This is a genomic window from Kitasatospora sp. NPDC058492 (assembly GCF_042720685.1).
Lineage (GTDB): Bacteria > Actinomycetota > Actinomycetes > Streptomycetales > Streptomycetaceae > Kitasatospora.
Genome location: NZ_JBHXMU010000009.1, coordinates 148,943 through 168,427 on the forward strand (window position 1 = coordinate 148,943; position 19,485 = coordinate 168,427).

At 73.0% G+C, this 19,485-nt stretch carries 18 protein-coding genes; 8 read left to right on the plus strand and 10 right to left on the minus strand.

Annotated features, from left to right (window positions below; all coding sequences use genetic code 11):
* The first annotated feature begins 4 nt into the window (after window positions 1-4).
* The 6 genes from efeB (at window position 5) to ACFWPI_RS09240 (ending at window position 7,386) form a co-directional block, all read left to right on the plus strand.
* The gene (gene efeB / locus ACFWPI_RS09215; RefSeq protein ID WP_380424691.1) at window positions 5-1,324 is read left to right on the plus strand and encodes an iron uptake transporter deferrochelatase/peroxidase subunit; all 1,320 of its coding nucleotides are present in this window, start codon (window positions 5-7) and stop codon (window positions 1,322-1,324) included.
* Between the two features lie 125 nt (window positions 1,325-1,449).
* Window positions 1,450-2,385 (plus strand): prephenate dehydratase, encoded by a 936-nt coding sequence (gene pheA / locus ACFWPI_RS09220; RefSeq protein ID WP_063348373.1) that lies wholly within the window; start codon window positions 1,450-1,452, stop codon window positions 2,383-2,385.
* Between the two features lie 548 nt (window positions 2,386-2,933).
* A complete protein-coding gene (gene serS / locus ACFWPI_RS09225; RefSeq protein WP_079135713.1) occupies window positions 2,934-4,208 on the plus strand; it encodes a serine--tRNA ligase in 1,275 nt (424 codons plus the stop codon).
* A 47-nt stretch (window positions 4,209-4,255) separates the two neighbouring features.
* Window positions 4,256-5,116 carry an HAD family hydrolase gene (locus tag ACFWPI_RS09230; protein ID WP_363368054.1) on the plus strand — a complete coding sequence of 287 codons (861 nt, stop codon included), beginning with the start codon at window positions 4,256-4,258 and terminating at the stop codon, window positions 5,114-5,116.
* A gap of 140 nt (window positions 5,117-5,256) precedes the next feature.
* Window positions 5,257-5,988: a FadR/GntR family transcriptional regulator gene (locus ACFWPI_RS09235; protein ID WP_063351236.1), complete on the plus strand. Its 732-nt coding sequence runs from the start codon at window positions 5,257-5,259 to the stop codon at window positions 5,986-5,988.
* A 66-nt stretch (window positions 5,989-6,054) separates the two neighbouring features.
* The gene (locus ACFWPI_RS09240; RefSeq protein ID WP_380379613.1) at window positions 6,055-7,386 is read left to right on the plus strand and encodes a CynX/NimT family MFS transporter; all 1,332 of its coding nucleotides are present in this window, start codon (window positions 6,055-6,057) and stop codon (window positions 7,384-7,386) included.
* 123 nt (window positions 7,387-7,509) lie between these two features.
* Here the strand turns inward: ACFWPI_RS09240 and ACFWPI_RS09245 are convergent, their stop codons facing one another.
* The 5 genes from ACFWPI_RS09245 to ACFWPI_RS09265 form a co-directional block, all read right to left on the minus strand.
* The gene (locus tag ACFWPI_RS09245; protein ID WP_363368060.1) at window positions 7,510-8,229 is read right to left on the minus strand and encodes an ABC transporter permease subunit; all 720 of its coding nucleotides are present in this window, start codon (window positions 8,227-8,229) and stop codon (window positions 7,510-7,512) included.
* A gap of 58 nt (window positions 8,230-8,287) precedes the next feature.
* The gene (locus tag ACFWPI_RS09250; protein WP_063348378.1) at window positions 8,288-9,205 is read right to left on the minus strand and encodes an ABC transporter ATP-binding protein; all 918 of its coding nucleotides are present in this window, start codon (window positions 9,203-9,205) and stop codon (window positions 8,288-8,290) included.
* A 26-nt stretch (window positions 9,206-9,231) separates the two neighbouring features.
* Window positions 9,232-10,134: an ABC transporter permease gene (locus tag ACFWPI_RS09255; RefSeq protein ID WP_380379609.1), complete on the minus strand. Its 903-nt coding sequence runs from the start codon at window positions 10,132-10,134 to the stop codon at window positions 9,232-9,234.
* Complete coding sequence (locus tag ACFWPI_RS09260) at window positions 10,118-11,080, minus strand: ABC transporter ATP-binding protein (protein ID WP_063348380.1); 963 nt, start codon at window positions 11,078-11,080, stop codon at window positions 10,118-10,120. Before ACFWPI_RS09260 ends, ACFWPI_RS09255 begins: the two co-directional genes overlap by 17 nt.
* A gap of 132 nt (window positions 11,081-11,212) precedes the next feature.
* A complete protein-coding gene (locus tag ACFWPI_RS09265; RefSeq protein WP_380379606.1) occupies window positions 11,213-12,100 on the minus strand; it encodes an LLM class flavin-dependent oxidoreductase in 888 nt (295 codons plus the stop codon).
* A 223-nt stretch (window positions 12,101-12,323) separates the two neighbouring features.
* Between ACFWPI_RS09265 and ACFWPI_RS09270 the strand changes: the two genes are divergently transcribed.
* Window positions 12,324-13,574: a hypothetical protein gene (locus ACFWPI_RS09270; RefSeq protein WP_380379603.1), complete on the plus strand. Its 1,251-nt coding sequence runs from the start codon at window positions 12,324-12,326 to the stop codon at window positions 13,572-13,574.
* Between the two features lie 50 nt (window positions 13,575-13,624).
* Here ACFWPI_RS09270 and ACFWPI_RS09275 read toward each other — a convergent pair whose 3' ends face one another.
* From ACFWPI_RS09275 to ACFWPI_RS09285, 3 genes are all read right to left on the minus strand, one after another.
* The gene (locus tag ACFWPI_RS09275) at window positions 13,625-14,650 is read right to left on the minus strand and encodes a hypothetical protein (protein WP_380379600.1); all 1,026 of its coding nucleotides are present in this window, start codon (window positions 14,648-14,650) and stop codon (window positions 13,625-13,627) included.
* Window positions 14,647-16,116, minus strand: a complete 1,470-nt coding sequence (locus tag ACFWPI_RS09280) for a phenylacetate--CoA ligase family protein (RefSeq protein ID WP_380379599.1) — start codon at window positions 16,114-16,116, stop codon at window positions 14,647-14,649. The genes ACFWPI_RS09275 and ACFWPI_RS09280 overlap by 4 nt, the downstream gene beginning before the upstream one ends.
* A gap of 302 nt (window positions 16,117-16,418) precedes the next feature.
* Window positions 16,419-16,667 carry a hypothetical protein gene (locus tag ACFWPI_RS09285; protein WP_380379597.1) on the minus strand — a complete coding sequence of 83 codons (249 nt, stop codon included), beginning with the start codon at window positions 16,665-16,667 and terminating at the stop codon, window positions 16,419-16,421.
* A 188-nt stretch (window positions 16,668-16,855) separates the two neighbouring features.
* On the opposite strand from ACFWPI_RS09285, the gene ACFWPI_RS09290 reads away from it, so the two are divergent.
* The gene (locus ACFWPI_RS09290) at window positions 16,856-17,710 is read left to right on the plus strand and encodes an HAD family hydrolase (protein ID WP_380379594.1); all 855 of its coding nucleotides are present in this window, start codon (window positions 16,856-16,858) and stop codon (window positions 17,708-17,710) included.
* A gap of 25 nt (window positions 17,711-17,735) precedes the next feature.
* Here the strand turns inward: ACFWPI_RS09290 and ACFWPI_RS09295 are convergent, their stop codons facing one another.
* Window positions 17,736-18,626, minus strand: coding sequence for a phosphate ABC transporter ATP-binding protein (locus tag ACFWPI_RS09295; RefSeq protein ID WP_079135714.1), 891 nt, complete (start codon window positions 18,624-18,626; stop codon window positions 17,736-17,738).
* 38 nt (window positions 18,627-18,664) lie between these two features.
* Window positions 18,665-19,485, minus strand: an 821-nt coding sequence (locus ACFWPI_RS09300; RefSeq protein ID WP_380424695.1) for a sortase, incomplete at its 5' end; no start/stop codon positions are given.

Below are 19,485 nucleotides of genomic sequence, written 5' to 3' on the forward strand. Positions count from 1 at the left end.
CGCGATGGAGCACACCTCGACGGACCGCACCACGGCGGACCGGGCCACGACGGAGAGGCCTGCAGCACAGGGTGCACAGGCGCCAGGCCGCGCCGGCTTCACCCGGCGGGCCCTGCTCGGCACCGCCGGCGCCGGGCTGCTGGCCGGCGCCGGAGCCGGCGTCGCCGGGGCGGTCGCCCTGGACCGCCCCGGCGCAGCGCCCGCCGCCGGGCCGGGCGGCGCGCTCGGCGCGGCCCGGGTGCCGTTCCACGGCGAGCACCAGGCCGGCATCCTCGAACCCCAGCAGGCCCGGGTCCAGCTGGCCGCCTTCGACTTGGCCGAGGGCGTCGGCCGGGACGGGCTGCGCACCCTGCTCCAACGCTGGACGAAGGCCGCCGAGCGGCTGACCGCCGGGGAGCCGGCCGAGGACACCGACAACCAGGTGGCGCTGGACGCCGGCCCCTGCTCGCTCACCCTCACCGTCGGCTTCGGCGCCGCCCTGTTCGACAAGGCCGGGCTGGCCGACCGCCGCCCGCAGGCGCTCGAACCACTGCCGCCCTTCCCCGCCGACGCGCTCGACCCGGCGCGCGGCGACGGCGACCTGTTCGTCCAGATCGGCGCCGACGACGCCCTGGTGGCCGTGCACGCGCTGCGGGTGCTGCAACGCCAGGCGGCCGGCACGGCGGCACTGCGCTGGCAGTCGGCCGGCTTCGCCCGTACGCCCGGTGCCACCGCGCGCCCGATGACCGGCCGCAACCTGATGGGCCAGATCGACGGCACCAACAACCCCCAGCCGGGCGAGGACGGCTTCGCCGCCAAGGTGTTCTGCACCGCCGGGCCGGACCAGCCGGCCTGGCTCGCCGGCGGCTCGTACCTGGTGTTCCGGCGGATCCGGATGCTGCTGGACAACTGGGAGGCGCTGCCGACCGACCGGCAGGAACGGGTGATCGGGCGGCGCAAGTCGGACGGCGCGCCGCTCGGTGCGCCCGCCGGGGCCGGCGAGCGCACCCCCGTCGACCTGGCCGCGCAGGGCCCGGACGGCGCGCTGGCGATCCCCGCCGACGCGCACGTCCGGGTGGCCGCCCCGGCCGCCAACGGCGGGGCGGCGATGCTGCGGCGCGGGTTCTCGTACCACGACGGCCTGCTGCCCGACGGCTCGCCGGACGCCGGGCTGCTCTTCCTCGCCTTCCAGGCCGACCCGCGCAAGGGCTTCACCCCGGTGCAGCGCAAGCTGGCCCGGGGGGACGGCCTCTCCCGCTTCCTGCGGCACGAGGCCAGCGGCCTGTACGCGGTGCCGCCGGGCGTCCCGGCCGGCGGCTACCTCGGCCAGCAGCTCTTCGAGTAGCACGCCCCCGACGGTCTCCGGTCCCGGCCACTGAAACGCTTTCCTGGCCGGCGCGCGGAGTCGTTATGGTGACTTCTTCGGCAACACCCCTGCCCCGGTTCCACCCTGTTCCCCACGGAGGCGTCATGTCGGCCACCCGCTACACCTACCTCGGCCCGGCCGGCACCTTCACCGAGGCGGCGCTGCGCACCCTGCCCGAGGCCGCGACCCGGGAGCTGGTGCCGCTGGCCTCGGTGCCGCTGGTGCTGGACGCGGTGCGCGGCGGGGACGCCTCCGGGGCGTTCGTCCCGATCGAGAACTCGGTCGAGGGCGCCGTCACCGCGACCAATGACGAACTCGCCGCCGGCACACCGCTGATGATCTACCGTGAGGTGCTGCTGCCGATCTCCTTCGCGCTGCTGGTGCGGCCGGGCACCGACCTGGCGGGGGTCAAGACGGTGACCAGCCACCCGGTGGCCCAGGCGCAGGTGCGCCGCTGGCTGGCGGCCAACCTGCCGGACGCGCAGTGGGAGTCGGCCGCCTCCAACGCGGACGGCGCCCGGCTGGTCGCCGAGGGCCGCTACGACGGGGCGTTCGCGGGCGAGTTCGCGGCGCCGATCTACGGGCTGGACCCGCTGGTCAAGGACATCGCGGACGCGCAGACCGCGACCACCCGGTTCGTCCTGGTCGGCCGCCCGGGCCGGGTCTCCTCGCCGACCGGCGCGGACAAGACCTCGATGGTGGTCTGGCTGCCGGACGACCACCCGGGCGCGCTGCTGGAGCTGCTCCAGGAGTTCGCGGTGCGCGGGGTCAACCTGATGCGGATCGAGTCGCGGCCGACCGGCGAGGGCATCGGCAACTACTGCTTCCTGATCGACTGCGAGGGGCACCTGTCCGATCGCCGGGTGGCGGAGGCCGTGATGGGGCTGAAGCGGATCTGCCCGCAGGTGCGGTTCCTCGGCTCCTATCCGCGCGCCGACCGGCAGGTCTCCACGCACCGGCGGCCGGGGACCTCGGACGACGATTTCACGGCCGCCGCCGACTGGCTGTCCCGGTGCCTCGACGGGCGCGGCGACATCTGATCCGCGCGACGGCACTGCGACGGCACCACGACAACATCTGATCGCCACCCTTTGTCTTTCCGCCCTTTTCCGATCGTTTTCCCCCGGCCGGACGGGCGGGGACGGGTGACCGCACCCGTCGTCCACAGGGGCCCGTAGCGCCGGAACCCGCCATCCACAGGGGCGGGGACTATCCACAGCCGAAAGTTATCCACAGGCCTGGGGATGAGTCGACAAACCGGTATAGCCACTGCGGGTTTCGGTCGGATCATTGGTTAGCGGCGTAGAGATGACTAATCGGACCAGAGTCACCCGTGTGCCAGCAAATCACCCGTCTGAGTGCTTCAATTCCCTCACCCGAGAAGGTCAAATGAGGTTTGAAACCTCAATTCCCTGGCTTCGGCGATCGGAGGGTCGACCTCCCCTTCAATCCACAGGCACCGCCCGGATCCTGTGGATAACCCCGGCCCCGCCCGTTCCCCACAGAAGTTATCCACAGGATCCGGGCGGTTATCCCCAGGGGAAAACCCGTACCGGTGGACGAGCCTGCGCCCGGTACGCTTGGGCCTGTGATTGACCTTCGCCTGCTTCGTGAGGACCCTGACCGAGTGCGCGCCTCGCAGCGCGTCCGTGGCGAGGACGTCGACCTGGTCGACGCCCTCCTCTCCGCCGACGAACGGCGCCGGTCCTCGGGCAGTCGCTTCGACGAACTGCGCAGCGAGCAGCGGACGCTCGGCAAGCAGGTCGCCCAGGCCAAGGGCGAGGAGAAGGCCGCCCTGCTGCAGCGCACCAAGGAGCTGGCCGCCGCGGTCAAGGCCGCGGACGCCGAGCAGGGCGTGGCCAAGGAGGAGGCCGAGCGCCTGCTCCGCTCGCTGGCGAACCTCATCGACCCGGCCGCCCCGGTCGGCGGCGAGGAGGACTTCGTCACCCTGGAGGAGATCGGCACCCCGCGCGACTTCGCCGCCGAGGGCTTCGAGCCGCGCGACCACGTCGAGCTCGGCCAGATCCTGGGCGCGATCGACACCGAGCGCGGTGCCAAGGTCGCCGGCGCCCGCTCCTACTACCTGACCGGTGTCGGCGCGCTGCTGGAGCTCGCCCTGGTCAACATGGCCATCGCCCAGGCCACCGCGGCCGGCTTCATCCCGATGATCACCCCGACCCTGGTCCGGCCCGCCGCCATGGACGGCACCGGCTTCCTCGGCCAGGCCGCCGAGAACGTCTACCACCTCGCCGAGGACGACCGGTACCTGGTCGGCACCAGCGAGGTCCCGCTCGCCGCGTACCACATGGACGAGATCCTCGACGCCGAGAAGCTGCCGCTGCGCTACGCCGGCTACTCGTCCTGCTTCCGCCGCGAGGCCGGCACCTACGGCAAGGACACCCGCGGCATCATCCGCGTCCACCAGTTCGAGAAGGTGGAGATGTTCGTCTACACCACTCCCGAGGACGCCGAGAACGAGCACCGCCGCCTGCTCCAGTGGGAGAAGGACTTCCTCAACGCGCTGGAGCTGCCCTACCGGGTGATCGACGTCGCCTCCGGCGACCTCGGCGCCTCGGCCGCGCGCAAGTTCGACATCGAGGCCTGGATCCCGACCCAGGGCAAGTACCGCGAGGTCACCTCGACCTCCAACACCACCGAGTACCAGGCCCGCCGGCTCTCCATCCGGATGCGCGAGGAGGGCAAGACCCGCCCGCTGGCCACCCTGAACGGCACCCTGGTCGCCATCCCGCGCACCATCGTGGCGATCCTGGAGAACCACCAGCAGGCCGACGGCTCGGTGGCCGTGCCCGAGGCGCTGCGGCCGTTCCTCGGCGGGCGGACCGTCCTCGAACCGGTCAAGTAGCACCGCGCCACCCGCACCACCCGCAACTCCCGGGAGACGTACGGCCCATGAGCACCACCAGCCCCAGCCCCGTCTCCCCCAACGGTGAGCACCCGAGCGGTGGCGACCTGCCCTACCGGCTGGTCGCCACCGACCTCGACGGCACCCTGCTGACCAGCGCGGAAACCGTCTCCGAGCGCACCCGCGCCGCCCTGGCCACGGCCACCGGCGCGGGCGCGCTGCACATCGTCGTCACCGGCCGCTCCGCCGCCTGGGCCCGCCCGGTCTTCGACGAGATCGGCTACACCGGGATAGCCGTCTGCGGCCAGGGCGCCCAGGTGTACGACGCCGGCGCGCACCGGCTGCTCACCTCCCTCACCCTGGACCGCCGGCTCGCCGCGCTCGCCATCGCCAAGATCGAGGCCGAGACCGGCCCGCTGGCCGTCGCCGCCAACCAGGACGGCCTGGACGGCCAGGTGCTGGCCGGCCCCGGCTACGAGCTGCTGATCGGCTCCGACCTCCCGGTCGTCCGGGTCGACCGCGACCAGCTGCTCGACGCCCCGGTCAGCAAGCTCTACATCCAGCACCCGGGCCTGACCGACGACGCGCTCGCCGAGGCCGCCCGCCGCGTCGCCGGGGACCTGGTCGGCGTCGTGATGGCCGGCGCCGGAGTGGTCGAACTGCTGCCGCTGGGCCTGTCCAAGGCCACCGGGCTGGCCGTCGCCGCCCGCCGCCTGGGCGTCCGCGGGGCCGACACCATCGCCTTCGGCGACATGCCCAACGACGTGCCGATGTTCGGCTGGGCGGCCCGCGGCGTGGCGATGGCCAACGCCCACGAGGAACTGCTCGCCGTCGCCGACGAGGTCACCGCGAGCAACGACGAGGACGGCGTCGCCGTCGTCCTGGAACAGCTCTACCCGGGCGTCTAGCCCCTTCTCCTCCGGACCTCGCCGTGGTGTTCGGCAGGGGTTCACCTCCAGTTGTAGGATGACCGGGCAAGCGGTTGTAGGATGACCGATGACCGGCGTTGACCAGCGACGCGGCGACCAACGACGAAGGGAGCACCGGCATGACCAACGACGGCAACAGCCTCCAGGCGGCCGGACGGCGCTCCCTGGTGGACACCGCGATCGACCAGCTGCGCGAGCAACTGGCCGGCGGCGTCTGGCCGGTGGGATCGCAGATCCCCACCGAGCACGAGCTCGCCGAGCGGCTGCAGGTCGGCCGGAACACCGTCCGGGAGGCGATCCGGGTGCTGGTGCACGCCGGCATGCTGGTCTCCCGCCAGGGCGAGGGGACGTTCGTCCGCTCCACCAGCGACCCGGCCGCCGTCCTGCGCGGCGTCCAGCGCTCGGGCATCCGGGACGTCCTGGAGGTCCGGGCCGCACTGGAGACCGAGGCCGCCCGACTGGCCGCGCTGCGGCACACCCGCGAGGACGTCGAGCGGATGCGGGCCGCGCTGGCCCGCGAGGCCGAGGTGATCGCCTCGCACGCCGAGCGGACCGACCGCGAGGCCACCGTCGAGCACGACCTGGAGTTCCACACCGCCATCGTCGAGGCCGCGCACAACCCGGCGCTCACCGAGGTCTACCGCTACTTCGGCGCCTCCGTGCGCGAGTCGATGACCTCGGCCTTCGGCGACCACGACATGCCCGAGGTGGCCGTGGCCACCCACGCGGCGCTGGTCGACGCGATCGAAAGCGGCGACCCCGACCGTGCCGAGGCCGCGTGTCGTGCGCTGCTCGCCGAGCCGACCGCGGCCGTCGAGCAGCTCCTCGCGGCCATCGCGGCCCGGAAGTGACATAGGCACCCGCCTGCCTTCCGCCCTCCGCGCCCTCGCGCACATTCACGAAAGAACAGCACACCCATGGCCGTCACCCGTGCCCAGCAGCCGGTTGCCACCACGTCCCTCCCGCTTCCCGTCCGCACCCGGCTGGCCCACCCCGCGCTGCTGCTGACCGGCATCCTGCTGGTCGCGCTGAACATGCGCGCCTGCCTGGCGGCGGTGTCGCCGATGGTCGGCGAGATCCAGCGGACCTTCGGACTCTCCGCCACCGCGAGCGGACTGATCACCACCGTGCCGGTGCTGTTCCAGGGCGTCGGCGCCCCGCTCACCCCCCGGCTGACCCGGCGGTTCGGCACCGAGCGGGTGGTGCTGGGCGCCGTCCTGGTGCTGGGCGCGGGCGTGCTGCTGCGGGTGCTGCCCTCGGTGGCGGCGCTGTACGCGGGCTGCGTGGTGATCGGCGTGGCCATCGCGGTGCTGAACGTGTCGATGCCGGGCCTGGTCAAGCGGGAGTTCCCGGACCGGGCGGCGGCGATGACCGGCGTCTACTCGACCACCATGCTGGTCGGCGCGACCATGGCGGCCGGCCTCTCGGTGCCGCTGGAGCACGCCCTCGGCGGCGGCTGGCAGGCCTCGCTGGGCACCTGGTCGCTGCTCGCGCTGATCGCCGCGGTGGCCTGGCTGCCGCAGGTGCTGCGCTCCCGGCAGGAGCGGGCGGCGGTCGCGGCAGCGACGGGCCTCTCCGCCGGCCCTGCGGCCGGTCGGGCGACCGGTCAGGCGACCGGTCATACGGCCGGTCGTACGGCCGGTCGGGCGGCCGGTCGGGCGGCCGAGAAGCCGATCGAGGGCATCTGGCGCTCGCCGATGGCCTGGCAGATCAGCCTCTTCATGGGCATCTCGTCACTGCTGGTGTACACCCTGGTCGCCTGGATGCCGACCATCCTGGCCGACCACGGCATGGACCGCGGCGAGGCCGGTCTGGTCTTCGCCTTCTCCAACCTGGTGCAGGTCGCGGGCGCCTTCCTGGTGCCGCTGCTGGCCGGCCGGATGACCCGCCAGCGCGGGCTGGCGGTGGCCATGGCCGGACTGAACGGCCTCGGCATCGCCCTGCTGCTGATCGCGCCGGTGTCCGGCGCCTGGGTGTCGGCGACCATCCTGGGCGTCGCCCAGGGCGGTTCGCTGGGCCTGGGCCTGGCCTTCATCGTGCTGCGCACCGGCAGCGCGGCCGGCGCCGCCCAACTGGGCGGGATGTCGCAGGCGGTCGGCTACCTGGTCGCGGCGGCGGGCCCGGTCGGCGCCGGCGCGCTGCACCAGCTCACTGGCGGCTGGACGGCCACCCTGGTGCTGATGCTGGTGCTGGCCACCGTGGTCGGCGCGGCCGGCTGGGGCGCGGGCCGCAACCGGACGCTCGGCTAGCACCCCTGCTCGGACCGACCCGGGCTGGCCTCGTTGAGGCCGGCTCGGGCCGACCCCGGTTGCCCCGGGTCGACCCCGGCTGCCCCGGGCCGACCCCGGTTACCCCAGGCCGGCCCCGGCCGGCTACTCCTCGGCGGCCAGGGTCAGTCCGGCCAGCTTCACCGAGGCCAGCACCGTCGCCGCCACGGTGACCGCCAGCAGCAGCGGGACGGCCACCCCGAGCGAGACGTCGGCGCCGATCGCGGCGTCCCCGGCGACCGCCTCGGCCACCGACCGGCCCCACTGCTGGACGCTCAGCGTCCGGGCGCCCGACACGAAGTTGCCGATCAGCGACTCCCAGACCAGCGCGTACCCCAGTCCGGCCACCACCGCGTGCCGGGTGACCACGCCGAGCAGCAGGAACAGCGCGCTGTACGCCACCCCGGCGACCAGCACGGCCACGGTGTAGCCGAGCGCGATGCCGTCCCTGGTGCCGATCAGCAGCAGGCCGCAGAGCAGCGTCGGGAGGGCGGCGAACACCCAGGTGGTGCCGATCGCGACGACCAGTTTGGTGGTGACGATCTTCCACCGCGGCAGCGGCTTGGCCAGCAGGTAGACGATCGAGCCGTCGTCGATCTCGGTGGCGATCACGCCGGTGCCGACGACCAGGCCGAGGATCGGCACCAGGGTGCCGAGGCCGAGCTGCCCGAGGATCTTGACGGTGAGGTCGTGCTCGTTCCCGCTGGCGGTGCCGCTCGCGACGGCCGAGATGACCAGCAGCAGGGCGGGGACCACCAGCAGCAGGAGGCCGCGGCGGCGGCCCAGCAGGCCGCGCAGGGTCAGCCTGGCGACGGTCGGGTTCATGGTCGGTCGGCCCTTTCCTGGGTCCGGTACGGGAGTTCGGTGGCTCGGACGCCGGGCCTCACGCGGAGACCAGGTAGGAGAAGACGCTCTCCAGCGACTCGTCCGCCGGCGAGACGGTGTACAGCCGGATGTCCGCCTCCTGGGCGACCCGGGGCAGCAGGGTGGTGAAGCCCTGGAAGTTCACCGCCTCGATCCGCAGCGCCCGTTCCCGCGCGTCCACCTCGATACCGGTCGTGGAGCCGTCGGCGATCAGCGCGGCGGCCAGCCGGCGGTCGTCGCTGGAGCGGACCAGGTAGCGGTGCGGCCGGTCGGTCATCAGCCGGCGGATCTTCCGGAAGTCGCCCGAGGCGGCGTGCCGGCCGGCCACCACGACCTCGATGTGCCGGGCCAGTTGCTCGACCTCCTCCAGGATGTGGGAGGAGAACAGCACCGTCCGGCCGTCCGCGCCGAACCGGCGCAGCAGCTCCATCAGCTGGAGCCGCTGGCGCGGGTCCATGCCGTTGAACGGCTCGTCGAGCAGCAGCACGGCCGGGTCGTGGACCAGCGCGGAGGCCATCTTGACCCGCTGCTTCATGCCCTTGGAGTACGTCCCGGTGCGGCGGTCCTTGGCGTAGGCCATCTCCACCAGGTCCAGGGCACGCCGGGCGGCGGCACCCGGGTCGGCGAGGCCGTGCAGTTCGGCGTTGGCGAGCACGAACTCCCAGCCGGTCAGGTAGTCGTACATCGACTCCCGCTCCGGGACCAGGCCGATCTGCCGGTACACCTGCTGGTTGCGCCAGATCGGCGCGCCGTCCAGGGTGACCGCCCCGCTGGAGGGCGCGAGGAATCCGCTCATCATGTGGATGAGGGTCGACTTGCCCGCGCCGTTCGGACCGAGCAGGCCGGTGATGCCTGGGCCGATCGTCATACTGATGTCGTTGACGGCGACCACGTTCCCGAACCAGCGGGAGACCTTGTCGATGGTGATGGTGGCCATGACGCCCTCTCAAACTCCTCGGTTCATCAGACGCTGCGGTAGCGGCGCAGCAGCAGCCCGTACGAGCCGGACACCATCGCGAGAACGGCGACGGTGAAGACGACCACGCCGAGCCCGCCGGGCGCGTGCATCCGGCCGCCCATCCCGCCGACGTCGAAGAGCTGGTTGGTCAGGCTCTCCACCAGGTCGTTCGGCGACAGCAGCGCGATCCACTGGGCGGAGTCCGGGACGGTGAGCTCGGTGGCGGTGCCGATCCGGGTCAGGATCGCCACCACGGCCGTGCTGATCGCCAGGTAGCCCATGATCCCGGCCACCCCGAAGCCGCGGCGCGGGGTCGCGGCGGCGACCACCAGCGCCACCGAGGTCGGCACCAGGGAGTACAGCAGTGCGGCGACCAGGCCGGACAGGAAGTGCCCGGTGTTGTGCCCGAAGTCCAGCCCGCCCAGCAGCGCCCCGATGTAGAGGACCAGCAACGGCGCCGCCATCAACAGGAACTGGGCGCTGACCATGGCGGCGAACTTGGCCCGGACGTAGTCGGCGCGGGTGATCGGGCGGGAGAAGTACAGCGGGACGGTGTGGTACCGGAGATCCCGGGAGAACAGCACCGGCGCCTGCGAGGCCAGGAAGATCGACACGACCAGCACGAACGAGGACAGGTACCGCGGGTAGTCCAGCGGCAGCTCCTTCGCGCTGGTGGCGAGCGCGACCGCCACCATGACCACGGCCGGCAGCGTGACCACGCCGAGCACCAGCATCGGCAGCACCTTGGACTTGCCGGAGCGCCCGAGCCCGTACGCGGCGCGCAGGCTCTGGGTGAACAGCGAGCGGGTCGCGTAGGCCCGGCCGAGCCGGGGCCCGGTGTAGCCGCGGTAGCCGATGTCGTGGATGACGCCGGTGTCGGCGGACCTGGTGTCAGGAGGCAGCGACATCGTCCGTCCCTCCCCTGTTCTCGTCGGTGAAGATTTCGGCGACCCGGTGGCGGCGCTGCTCCAACCGGACCAGACCGAGGCCCAGTCCGGCGACCGTGTCGCGGATGGTGTCGTAGGTGTCGTCGCCGGCCAGCCGGACCAGCAGCAGGTGCGAGCCCTCCGGCTGGACGGACAGCCCGGCGGCGGCCAGCCGTGCCCGGACGGCGTCGCCCGGCTCCGGGACGGCGTCCTGCGGATGGTCCGTCACCTCGACCGCCAGGACGGCCGTCGCCTCGGTGAAGGAGGCGGTGGACGAGGAGCGCAGCAGCTTGCCGCCGTCGATCACGACCAGGTGGTCGCAGGTGCGCTCCAACTCGCCGAGCAGGTGGGTGGTGACCAGCACCGAAATCCCGAAGTCGGTGTGCACCCGGCGGATCAGGCCCAGCATCTCGTCCCGGCCCGCCGGGTCGAGACCATTGGTCGGCTCGTCCAGCAGCACCAACTTCGGGTCGTGCACCAACGCCTGCGCGAGCTTGACCCGCTGCTTCATGCCGGTCGAGTACCCGCCCATCGGCCGGTACCGCTCCTCGTACAGGCCGACGTGCCGCAGGGTGTCCGCGGTGCGCTCACGGGCGGCGGTGGCCGGCAGCCCCGCCATCCGCGCCATGTGCACCACGAACTCGGTCGCCGACACGTCCGGTGGCAGGCAGTCGTGCTCGGGCATGTAGCCGACCCGTTCACGGATCTCCGGGCCCCGGGTGGCGACGTCCAGGCCGAGGACCTCGCCGCGGCCGGACGTCGCCGGGGCGAGGCCGAGCAGGATCTTGATGAGGGTGGACTTGCCCGCACCGTTGGCCCCGACCAGCCCGACCACCCCGGGCCGCACCTCGACGGTGAGCTGGTCGAGGGCGGTGACCCGGGGGAACCTCTTGGTGAGGCCATCCGTCTTGATGACAGCAGTGGACACCTGCTCAACGTAACGGGCTTGCGCGCCAAGGGCTATGAGCTGGAATGACGAGCCCGTCTGCTGCTGCGGTATGACACTGCGGACGATCTCCCCTAAGGGGCGGAGGATCCCCCCTCAGGGTCGACGCAACGCTCAGCCCAGCTGGGCGAGGCCCTCGGTGGCGATCTGCTCGAAGACGGCGAGGTCGTTCTCGAAGATCGAGTCCGGCACCGGCCAGTGGATCACCAACTCGGTGATGCCCAGCTCCTGGTACTTCCCCGCCCAGTCCACGAAGGCGTCCAGCGACTGAAGCGGCCGCTCCGCCGTCGAGCCCTGGAGCAGCATCTTCTCCAGCTCGCGCACGTCCCGCCCGGTCGCGGCGCAGGCCGCGGTCAGCTTCTCGATCTGCTTCCCGACCACCTCGGGCGCCCGCTCGACGGGCACGTCCGCCGGACCCTTCGGGTCCCCGTACGTCACCCAGCCCTGGCCGTACTCGGCCGCCAGCCTCAGCCCGCGCGGACCGGTCGCGGCGACGTAGAACGGCAGTCGCGGCGTCTGCACGCAGCCGGGGATGTTCCGCGCCTCGACCGCCGAGTAGTGCGCCCCCTCGCGCGTCGTGGCGTCCGTACGCAGCAGCTCGTCCAGCAGCGGCAGGAACTCACCGAACCGGTCCGCCCGCTCCTTCGGCGACCACGCCTCCTGCCCCAACGCCGTCGCGTCGAAGCCCGTCCCGCCGGCCCCGATGCCCAGCGTCACCCGCCCGCCGGACACGTCGTCCAGCGTGATCAGCTCCTTCGCCAGCGTCACCGGGTGCCGGAAGTTCGGCGACGTCACCAGCGTCCCCAGCCGGATCCGCTCGGTGGCGGTCGCCGCAGCCGTCAGCGTGGGAACCGAGCCGAACCACGGCTCGTCCCGGAAGCTCCGCCAGGACAGGTGGTCGTAGGTGTAGGCGGCATGGAAGCCGAGCTCCTCGGCACGCTGCCAGATCTTCTGCCCCTCGCTCCACCGGTGGATGGGGAGGATCACGGTACTCAAGCGCATGCCGTCGACCCTACGTGTTCACTCCGGCAGGTGAGGTTTCGAGCGACCCTCGGCTAGAGCGCCTTCACGGCCGCTACCGTGGCGCCGTGGGTGCATCGGGCAGGGCGGGGCCGAGCTTTGGACCATGATCGATGAGGTCCACCGTCGGTGCCTACGGCGAGAGCCGAGCAACTCGCACATCACTTCGGATCACTTCGGAACCGGCTTGTGGGGAGAGCAGGACATGGCGATCGCCGTTCGGGGCGCGGATCACGGCGAGCGCGCGCTCGCCGACCTCATCGAGCGCTGTGCCGAGTTGAAGGGGGAGCTGGTCGCCTTCGCGCAGGGTGCGCGCTTCGACCGGTGGTTGACTCCCCTGCTGCTGGAGGCCGCCGGGCCGGAGCGGCTGCTGGACGAGGGTGAGGCGGTCCGGATCACCGACCACTTCATCCTGCGCTTCCGCCTGCCGGACGGTTCGACGGTGGTGGACCGGTTCGTCGGTGGGCGGCGGGACTTGGGCGAGATCGACCGGGAGATGCTGCTCGGCTGGCGGGACCCGGTCGAGGGGATCTTCGAGATCTGCCGCAAGGACGGGGATGCCCTCGTCCTGCTGAACCTGGTCGACGACCTGGAGTACCGCACCTACTCGAACGCCGGACGGGCTGCTTTCCGCGGAGTGACGAGGGGAGGGTTCCTCCACACCTGCCTGGTGCCGGTCTTCTCGGCCGACGGGACGTGGCTGGTCTCCGGGGCGATGTCGTACTACCCCAAGTCCAGCGCCACCGAGATCGCCCGGGCCGCACTCCAACTGGCCACCAGCCACCCCGAACTGGTCTTCCGCAACCCCGAGAAGATCGAGCAGGGGTGGGCGTCGATGCGGAAGGACCGGGCCGCGTTCGTCGAGTTCTTCGGCAGCGACGAACTGGTCCTTCCGCCCGCCGAAGCCGAGGAACGGCTCAACGCCTACTACCGGCACCGGCGGGAGGACACCGCCGCCGAGCATCCCGACCGCGCCCGGGGCGGGCGGCGCCCGGCCCTCGACTTTCCGGCTTTCGAGCTGCCACGGGACCTTGCGGATGCGGACACCGTCGGAGTCATCTACGACGAGGTCGACGGACTCAACTTCTACGCGGGCTACGGGCTGTTGCGGGACCTCTTCGCCGCCCCTTCCCGCACGGGCCGTAAACCGCACCAGGACCTGCTGCGCACGTACCTGCGCGAGGAGTCGATCACGCCACTGCCGATCCGCCGGCTGGCCGCCGCCCACCCGGAGACCGCCGACTCGGTGTTCCGGAGGCTGCTGCGGAAGCCCGGGTTCACCTGGAGCGAGCACGGAGAGGCCTTGCTGCGCCGCCGCAAGCCCTGGTACTACGCGCAGGAGCCCCGCCCCGGCGTCTCCGTCATCGGCGAGCGCCTCGGCGAACTGGCCGCCGGCGGGCGACGGCAGAGGTTCACCAGCGCACGGCGCGTGCCGAGCCAATCCCATCGCCCGTAGCCGCGAACGCCGTGGCCGCCGTCGTCAGAAGTCCGCTGAAGGGCGGCCGGTCAGAGCTGGCGGACGATGGGGAGGGTGTCCGTGCCGCGCTGGCGGGCGGCGCGGCGGGCGAGGCCGGGGGAGTTGCCGGTGCCGAGGATCTGGCCGTCGGCGATCGCGATCCAGGTGCCCGGTGCCAGTCCGGTGGGCGGGGTGAGGGACAGGGCCGACGTCAGGGCGGGGTCCGGCTGGAGGCGGTCGGGGCGTGGGGCCGGCGATTCGGTGCCGGAGCGCCAGCGGGCCGTCGTCCGCTCGCCGCCCAGTCGGCGCGACCACAGCACGTGCTGCACCACGATCAGGGGGCCGAGCACGGTCAGCAGGGGGAAGCCCGCCGTCAGCACGCCCAGGGCGAACAGCGCGCTGACCGCGCTGGTCACGACCACTCCGACGGCTGCCGCCAGCAACGCGGCCGTCCGTCCGAACGCCTTGGCGGCGACCAGCGGGAACAGTACGAGGAGCAGCAGGTCGCCGAGGCCCACGGCGACCGGCGGGCTGCCGCCCGTCAGGACGAGCATCGGGGCGAACGGCCGTCCCTGGACCTGGGTGACGAAGTTCGCGGTGACCTGCGTCAGGGTGGTCGCCACCAGGTCGTAGCAGGACAGGACGGCGGCCAGGCCGGCCGCGTGCGCCGATCGCATTCCGCTCTGCGTCCACAGGTTGGCCACGCCCACCACCGCGACGGCGAGCATCACGTCGGTGCAGGCGCGCACCGCGACGGGGTGGCCGCTGCACGCCGCCGTGGCGCCGGCGGCCACGAGTGCGAGGCCCCAGGCCCAGCGGCCGGAGCAGACCGGTGCCAGGGTGAACTGCACCGCCAGGCAGAGCACCAGGCCGAACAGCGCCGAGACGACCACGCCCGGCAGCTTGAGGTAGAGCAGCGGGGCGAGCACGACGCCGACGCACAGGACGGCGATGTCGCCGGAGGTGTAGACGCCCACCGGAGGCCTGGGCATCCGCACGCGGACCAGGTACCCCCCGGCCGCGGCCATCAGCAGGGCCACGCAGCAGCTCAGGGCGACGAGGGGGATCGCGTTCATGCGCCGCTCCCGGCCCGGACGCCGACCGGACGGGCCGACTCGAAGGTGTGTTCCCGCAGGTCCGCGCGGACCGGGCTGGACGGCGGCAGTTTCGACCGGTCGTCGTGGAGCACGATGCCGGCCAGCGGCAGCCCCGCCGCCGATGCCCCCTGTTCGAGCCTGCGGTGCAGTGTCGCCGCGGGCAGCGCACGGACCAGGAGGTGCAGCAGCGCACCGCCGTCCGGCTCCTCGGTCAGCGTGTACCTGGCCGGCAGCGGCACGTCCGGCTCCCCCTCGACCAGGTCGAGGACGTCCCTGGTCGGCACGGAGGCGCTGAGCGGCCCCGACCAGCGGCCCAGGACGGCGGACGTGGCCGGCAGGTGCGCCCACTCGCACCCGGCCTCGCCGACGGGCAGCCGGACCAGGTCGCCGGTGGCGTACCGCAGCAGCAGGGTGCACTCCCGGTAGGGCACGAAGGGGGTGTGCACCAGCATGCCGACCTCCCCCGGCGCGGTCGGCTCCCAGGTCTGCGGGTCGAGCACCTCCAGGTGCCCGAACTCGGTGGTGTGGTGCAGATGCCCCTGGGAGCACGGCGTGCCGCCCGAGGGGAGCGTCTCCGTCATCAGGTAGGACGTGGACACCGGTGCGCCGAACGCCGCTTCGGCCCGCTCCCGCAGGGGGGCCGACAGCACCTCGCCGCCCACCCCGATGCTCTCCAGCCCGAAGTCCGCGGACCGCCACCCGCCCTGTTCGGCCTCCTGCACGAGCGCGGAGAGGTACGACGCGGAGGCGGTGAGGTGGGTGATCTGCGGGGCCTTGCCGGGCAGGCCGAGCGGTGCGGCGAGGCGGTCCAGGGCGAGCGCGGGGTCGATCGTCCCGAACTGGACGAACGAGGCGCCGACCCGGGTGGTGGACTCCTCGGCGACGACCAGCGGCAGGGTGGCCCTGGAGCAGCCCGCGTACGCCACGGTGTGCCGGGGGCGCAGCCCGAGGGTCAGTGCCGCCGAGATGGTGCTGAGGGCGATCGTCGTCTCCAACTCGGCCCGGGAGTACCAGACCGCGGTCGGGGTGCCGCTGGTGCCGGTGGTCAGCGCCATCAGGGCGGGCGCGGCGGCGGCGGAGACGAACGCGGCGGGCAGGCCGCGCAGGGCCGCCTTCGGGGTGACGGGCACCCGCGACCAGGTCTCCGTGTCGAGCGTGTCGGGGTCGATCCCGAGGTCGTCGAAGGTCCGCCGGTAGTAGGCCGTGTGGCGGACGGCGGCGCGCGCGGTGGCCCGCAGGCTCCGCCGGGTGACCGTGCGCCGCACCTCCGGGTCGACCTGCCCGGCCTGCCCCGGCAGCAGTGCCGAGTCCGCGCCCGGCTCGCCGAACTCGGCGAGCGTGCGGACCATGTCGTCGGCGATCCGTCCGAGGTCCTGGGGCCGGATCCTGCGGTTGAGCAGGATCGATGCGCCGTACCGGAGTTGACTCACCGCAGTGCCGAACACGAGACCTCCTGGAACCTGGGCCGGGGATGCTCACCCCGGCCCAGGCCGGGACGACTCGGTCAGGCCATGTGCGCGAACATGGCGGCGGTCAGGGTGCTCAGGGCGTACTTGAAGTAGTGCTTGACCATGTCAAGACCTCCTGGTGGGGCTGGCCGGCGCGGCCGAGCACGCCCCGATGGCGTGCTCCGGTGCCGGCGGGTGGGGAGTGCAGTTTAGGGAATCGAACAATGCGCGACCAGAGGTGAGACGGCATCAAATTCCGTGTTCCGAAAGGGCGGTGGCGCAGCTCGACCGGGCAGGGCCTACGGGTGCGGGCGGGTGCGCTGGGCCGGGAGGCGGGGCTCGGGGGCGCGGCGGGCGATCTCGGCGAGGGTGTGGAAGAGGACGTCGCCGAGCAGGACCGGCTCGCGGGAGGCGTCCGAGGAAACGTCCGGGGAAGCGCCCGAGGAAGCGCCCGAGGAAGCGCCCGAGGAGGCGTCCGAGGAGGCGTCCGGGGAGGCGGCGGGCGGGATGGTCGGGGGAGGCTCGTCTCGGAGCTGGCGAGTGGGCATGGCTCTTCCTGCCGACGGGGTGGCCGTGCACACTCCTGCCCGTCGCGCCCCGGGGACACCCCGGCCGCCGGGCGAATAGGCCGGAAACGGCGCCTCGGGGGCCGAAAGCCACAGGTCCGGCGGGTCGGCGGCGCCGTCCTGCGGGTCCGCGACGAGGTCCGTCCTCGCCGGTGACCGGTGCGGCACCGATGGGCGAAGATGGACCGGTGACCGAAGCCCGTACCGCCCCCCGCCTCATCGCCACCGACCTGGACGGCACCCTGCTGTGCGCCGGCGGCACCGTCAGCGAACGCACCGCCGCGGCCCTGGCGGCCGCGGAGGCGGCCGGGGTGCAGGTGGTGTTCGTCACCGGGCGGCCGCCGCGCTGGATGCAGCAGGTGAGCGCGCACATCGGCGGCCACGGGGTGGCGATCTGCTCGAACGGCGGCGCGGTGGTGGACGTGCGGCGCGGTGAGCTGCTGGAGTCGTTCCCGCTGCCGGTGGAGACCACCCTGGCGGTGGTCGAGGTGCTGCGCGCCGAGCTGCCCGGTACCGCGTTCGCCTTCGAGTACCCGGACGGGTGGGCCCGCGAGCCCGAGTACGCGGTGCCGATGTGGGGCGACGACCTGGAGCACGCGGTCGGCCCGGCGGAGAAGCTGCTGAGCGCCGGCGGGCCGGTCCGGGGCCTGTTCAAGCTGCTGGCCAAGCACCCCGACCTCGACCCGGACACGTTCCTCACCCGGGCCCGGGAGGCGGCCGGGCAGCTGGCCGAGATCACCCGCTCGGCGCCGATCCCGCTGCTGGAGATCAGCGCGCCCGGCGTCACCAAGGCCAGCACGCTGGCCCGTTGGTGCGCCGGGCACGGGATCGACCGGAGCGAGGTGGTGGCCTTCGGTGACATGCCGAACGACCTGGAGATGCTGGACTGGGCCGGCACCGCGTACGCCGTCGCCAACGCGCACCCGCAGGTGCTGGCGGCGGTGCCGCTGCACACCGTGAGCAACGAGCAGGACGGCGTCGCGGCGGTGCTGGAGGAGCTGCTGCGACTTCCCTGGCTCCCCTAGCTCCCCTAGGACGTATCGCCCGGGCCTACCCGAAGCGGCCGTTCACGTAGTCGGAGGTCCGCTGGTCACGCGGGTTGCCGAAGACCTGCGCGGTCGGCCCGGCCTCCACGATCCGGCCCGGGGTGTCGTGGGTGGCCAGGAAGAAGGCGCAGGTCTGCGAGACGCGTTGGGCCTGCTGCATGTTGTGGGTGACGATCACGATGGTGAGCCGCCCGCGCAGTTCGGCGATGGTCTCCTCGACCCGTCGGGTGGAGGTCGGGTCGAGCGCGGAGCACGGCTCGTCCATCAGCAGGATGTCCGGCGAGACCGCCAACGACCGTGCGATGCACAGGCGTTGCTGCTGCCCGCCGGAGAGCGAGCCGCCCGGGGTGTGCAGCCGGCTGGAGACCTCGTCCCAGAGCCCGGCGCGGCGCAGGCTGGTCTCCACCAGGTCCCGGCGCTCCTCCTTGGAGACCTTGATCCCGGCCAGCTTCAGGCCGCTGGCGACGTTGTCCTGGATGGACATCGCCGGGAACGGGTTGGGCCGCTGGAACACCATGCCGATCCGGCGCCGCACCTCGGCGGGGCGCCGACCGGGGCGGTAGACGTCGTCGCCCTCCAGCAGCACCTCGCCGGAGAGCGCGGCGCCGCGCACCATCTCGTGCATCCGGTTGAGGATCCGCAGGTAGGTGGACTTGCCGCAGCCGGACGGGCCGATCAGCGCGGTGACCTCGCCGGCCGGCATCGCCAGCGAGACCCGCTCCAGCACCTTGCGGGCGCCGAACCAGGCGGAGACCTCCCTGGTCTCCAGCCCGGCCAGCGGCTCGCCGCCGGGGTGCGGGGCCGGCGGCAGCGGCGGGAGGGTGAGGGTGTCGGCGGCCGGGTCGGTCGCCGGGGCGTCGACCGTCCCCAGGCCGGTGGTCGGGGTGTCGGTCATCGGTGCATCCGTCATCGGTACGGCCTTCCGGGCGCGCTTCAGTAGAGGTTGGGCAGCAGGGCGGCGGCGTTCTCGTAGACCGCCCAGAGCAGTGCGCCGAGCACCGGCGCGAGGCTCAGGTAGGCCGCCGAGGCCCGCCAGTACCGGGCCAGCAGGAGCGCGCCGAGCACCACGCCCAGCAGTCCGAGCGACCACAGTTGCAGCGTGGCCAGCGCGCCCTTGTCGGCGGCCAGCGCCTTGTCGTACGGGACGGTCCGGGGCCGGCCGCCGGGGTTCTGCTGGGGGTCGCCGTCCAGCCGGGCTCCGACCATCACGGTCGAGCCGGGGATCCAGTCCGAGTCCCCGGTGACCAGGACGAGCCGGTTGCGGGCCGGGTCGGTGATCGGGTGGTCGCCGTCGCCGTACACGTTGACGGTGTAGGTGAACTTGCCCTGCCCGGTGGTGGCCTCGATCTTGTCGCCGACCCGGAGCCCGGACAGTTGCGCGAAGGGCGCGCCGAAGGTGGCGCCGCGGCCGAACAGCACCGCGACGCCGCCCTGGCCGGGCAGGGCGGTGTCCCGGCGGTGGCCGGGCCCGCGCATGAGGTCCCGGCCGGTGGTGCCCTCGACCACGACGGCCTGGTGCAGGCCGATCGCCGGGATGTCCAGCAGGGCCACCGGGGCGCCGTCGGCGGCGGCCCCGGTGGGGGCGACAGCCCGGGCGAGCTGGTCCCGGAAGGTCTTGTACGCGGTGGACTGGAAGTGCCGTTCCTGGACGTGCGAGAGCGTGAACAGGTAGCCGACGAAGCCCAGCACCAGCGCGGCCAGCAGGCTGGCCACCCGGGCGCCCTGGAGGAGGCGGCGCCGCGCGGGGGCGGCGG

Bases quoted from the DNA above. Each gene is read 5' to 3' on its own strand.
- ACFWPI_RS09285 (WP_380379597.1), bottom strand. From the start codon at position 16,667: ATGCCCACTCGCCAGCTCCGAGACGAGCCTCCCCCGACCATCCCGCCC.
- efeB (WP_380424691.1), top strand. From the start codon at position 5: ATGGAGCACACCTCGACGGACCGCACCACGGCGGACCGGGCCACGACG.
- ACFWPI_RS09230 (WP_363368054.1), top strand. From the start codon at position 4,256: ATGAGCACCACCAGCCCCAGCCCCGTCTCCCCCAACGGTGAGCACCCG.
- ACFWPI_RS09265 (WP_380379606.1), bottom strand. From the start codon at position 12,100: ATGCGCTTGAGTACCGTGATCCTCCCCATCCACCGGTGGAGCGAGGGG.
- ACFWPI_RS09235 (WP_063351236.1), top strand. From the start codon at position 5,257: ATGACCAACGACGGCAACAGCCTCCAGGCGGCCGGACGGCGCTCCCTG.
- ACFWPI_RS09295 (WP_079135714.1), bottom strand. From the start codon at position 18,626: ATGACCGACACCCCGACCACCGGCCTGGGGACGGTCGACGCCCCGGCG.
- ACFWPI_RS09240 (WP_380379613.1), top strand. From the start codon at position 6,055: ATGGCCGTCACCCGTGCCCAGCAGCCGGTTGCCACCACGTCCCTCCCG.
- pheA (WP_063348373.1), top strand. From the start codon at position 1,450: ATGTCGGCCACCCGCTACACCTACCTCGGCCCGGCCGGCACCTTCACC.
- ACFWPI_RS09250 (WP_063348378.1), bottom strand. From the start codon at position 9,205: ATGGCCACCATCACCATCGACAAGGTCTCCCGCTGGTTCGGGAACGTG.
- ACFWPI_RS09245 (WP_363368060.1), bottom strand. From the start codon at position 8,229: ATGAACCCGACCGTCGCCAGGCTGACCCTGCGCGGCCTGCTGGGCCGC.
- ACFWPI_RS09255 (WP_380379609.1), bottom strand. From the start codon at position 10,134: ATGTCGCTGCCTCCTGACACCAGGTCCGCCGACACCGGCGTCATCCAC.
- ACFWPI_RS09290 (WP_380379594.1), top strand. From the start codon at position 16,856: ATGGGCGAAGATGGACCGGTGACCGAAGCCCGTACCGCCCCCCGCCTC.
- ACFWPI_RS09270 (WP_380379603.1), top strand. From the start codon at position 12,324: ATGGCGATCGCCGTTCGGGGCGCGGATCACGGCGAGCGCGCGCTCGCC.
- ACFWPI_RS09275 (WP_380379600.1), bottom strand. From the start codon at position 14,650: ATGAACGCGATCCCCCTCGTCGCCCTGAGCTGCTGCGTGGCCCTGCTG.